3 protein-coding genes are annotated in these 2,559 nt (G+C 49.4%); all 3 read left to right on the top strand.

Going from position 1 to position 2,559, the window contains the following annotated elements; genetic code table 11:
• The coding region (locus tag ACJROR_RS09180) for a SpoIIE family protein phosphatase (RefSeq protein ID WP_406546842.1) at positions 1-1,483 on the top strand (1,483 nt) is incomplete at its 5' end.
• A gap of 16 nt (positions 1,484-1,499) precedes the next feature.
• A complete protein-coding gene (locus ACJROR_RS09185; protein ID WP_406546843.1) occupies positions 1,500-1,898 on the top strand; it encodes an ATP-binding protein in 399 nt (132 codons plus the stop codon).
• Between the two features lie 65 nt (positions 1,899-1,963).
• Entirely contained in the window at positions 1,964-2,227 is a 264-nt protein-coding gene (locus tag ACJROR_RS09190; RefSeq protein ID WP_406546844.1) for an STAS domain-containing protein, read from the top strand.
• The last annotated feature ends 332 nt before the right edge of the window (positions 2,228-2,559 follow it).

Consider the following 2,559-nt stretch of genomic DNA (forward strand, 5'->3'; position numbering starts at 1 on the left):
CTTCAGCTTTCAGATCATCTACGGCTACGGCGGCTCCCTTTTGTGGAAATATCTGAGACGGCGCGACAGCAACATCTTCCGCCTGGACAAGTTTGCCAAAATCGCTCAGTACCTGATGATTATTCTTCTTATGAGCGTCGTGCTCACCGTCATGGTCTGGACTCTGCTGAACGTGGCATACAATCTGCCTCTTTTCGGCATGGGCTTCATGAGCACCCTGCTCAACCATCTGATCTTCTTCGTGATTCTGGGCATTCCGTTTTTTGTGGGCTATTCCTATTATCTGGAAAAGAAAAAGCTTAAGGACAATCCAGCCGAGGAAAACGATTTTCATTTTTCCGTAAATGAAAAGTTCATCCTCTTCTTCGTGCTGATTTCCGTGATCATCGCCCTTATCGTCTCCGCCGGGGCCTATATCTTCTTTTCCTCCTATAAGCTGTATGACCAGACCACCATGTGGAGCTACCTCTACCTCATCAGCGGCACCACCCTCTACGTCTGCCTCTGGCCCACTCTGATTGTGCTCCGCAGCGTGGAAAACCAGATCTCCCGGCCCATCGAGGAGCTCTCCGCCATCGGACATCACTTCGGCGAATACGGGGACATTGCCGAGGAAATCCGTCATATCAAGGCGGTAGCCGATCGCTATATGAATTATCAGTCGGAAATCGGCCTTCTGGCAGAGTCCTTCCGCACCTTCTCCGACAAAATAGAGGAATCCGTTAACAAGCTGACCGCCATCTCCCAGGAGCAGACCCGGGTGGCCACTCAGCTTGGCATCGCCCGGGATATCCAGCGGGGCGTGCTGCCGGAACCCCTCAAGGTAGAAGGAGCGGATCTTTTTGCCACCTCCCGGCCGGCCTTTCAGGTGGGGGGAGATTTCTTTGACTACTTCAAAATCGGCGATCACAAGCTGGGCTTTGTCATTGCGGACGTTTCCGGAAAGGACGTCCCCGCCTCTCTCTTTATGATGATTTCCAAGGTCATCATTCAGAAAAACATGGAGGACGGGCTTTCTCCGGGAGCGGCTCTCACCAGATCCAACAACGACATCTGCCGCAATAACCGCGCGGATATGTTCGTCACCGTCTTCTGCGGCGTTCTGGATCTGGAAAACGGGGTTCTGGAGTACTCCAGCGCCGGCCATGACCACCCGATTGTGTCCGTAAACAACGAAAATTTCACATTATTGCAAAATAAAACCGGTTTTGTTCTTGGAGAGATCGAGGATGTCAGATACACTGATAACGCTCTTACTCTGGGCAAGGGAGATGTTATTTTCGTGTATACTGACGGAATCCCTGAAGCCACTGATAAAAACGATGAGCAATTCGGCTTTGACAGAACCCTCGCCGCGCTGAACAGCGCCAGGGACAGGGACATGGCCGGAATGTGCGATGCTCTGATGAAATCCATTGAGGAATTCCGCGGAGACGCCAAGCAATTTGACGACATTACCATGCTGGCCATCAGGAAAATCTGATAACCGGAGAATGCTTATGATAGTTGAAAAAGAGTTTAAATCGGAAACAGAGTCTCTGAATGAGATTCAGGATTTCATCTGCGAGACCGCAGAAAAAAGCGATATCCCTGCGAATATCGTTGCCAAGCTCAACATCTGCACTGATGAAATCGTCTCTAATATCATAAAATACAGTTCAGCTGAGTATGTTTCCCTGAAAATGGTCACCAGCGGCGAGAGTCCGGTGTGCACCATTACCTATATTGACGATGGCAAGCCCTTCGATCCCGTAAAAGACGCCGCCGAGTTCGACGCCTCCGTTCCCCTGGAGGAGCGCGGCGAAGGCGGTATGGGGATTTTCATCGTCAAGAAGATGATGAAGTCGGTAAGCTACCGCCGGGAAGGGAATCGCAATATTTTTACCATCAGCATTTAGACCCTGAATCTCCGGCAGAACCCGGAGCCAGCAGATCTTTGCATATTAACTTTGGAGAAACAATCATGGAATTAACAGGAAGAATCGAAACTTCCAATTCAGAGGAGTGGAAGGAAAAGATCGTTGCCGGAATGCCGGCCGAAGGCGATTATGAACTGGAGTGCGGAACTCTGACCTATATTTCTTCTGCCGGCGTGCGCATTATTATCAGCATCTACAAGCAGCTCAAGCAGCGCGGCAGCAAGCTCGTTATGAAGAACGTTACCGCTCCGGTAATGGAAATTCTGGAGCTGACCGGAGTTTCAGATTTTGTGACTGTTATCAGATAAGCGGTTATATCGTTACTGCTGCCCGGCAGATCCGTTCTTTGCGATAGAAGCTTTCGCCACGAGCCGGAGCATGAATGCTCCGGCCGTCTTGTTTTGTCCCTTCTCCAGCAGATATCCGCCGAGTCTGCCAGGCTGATCTGCACCATTCTTGTCCCCCATGATCTAAATTGATGCAAAATCTGTAAAAATCTCTGATATAACGAGTTATTTTTAACAATGAGAGGTCCTACCAGGGGACGAATAATAGCTAGTTTCTTGATTTAACGCACATAAAAAGATTTCTTTTTCCCGTTTTTGAGGCTTTTCTAGTATATTTGTATAAGGGGCTTTGT

The organism is Succinimonas sp. (genome assembly GCF_045225735.1).
Lineage (GTDB): Bacteria > Pseudomonadota > Gammaproteobacteria > Enterobacterales > Succinivibrionaceae > Succinimonas.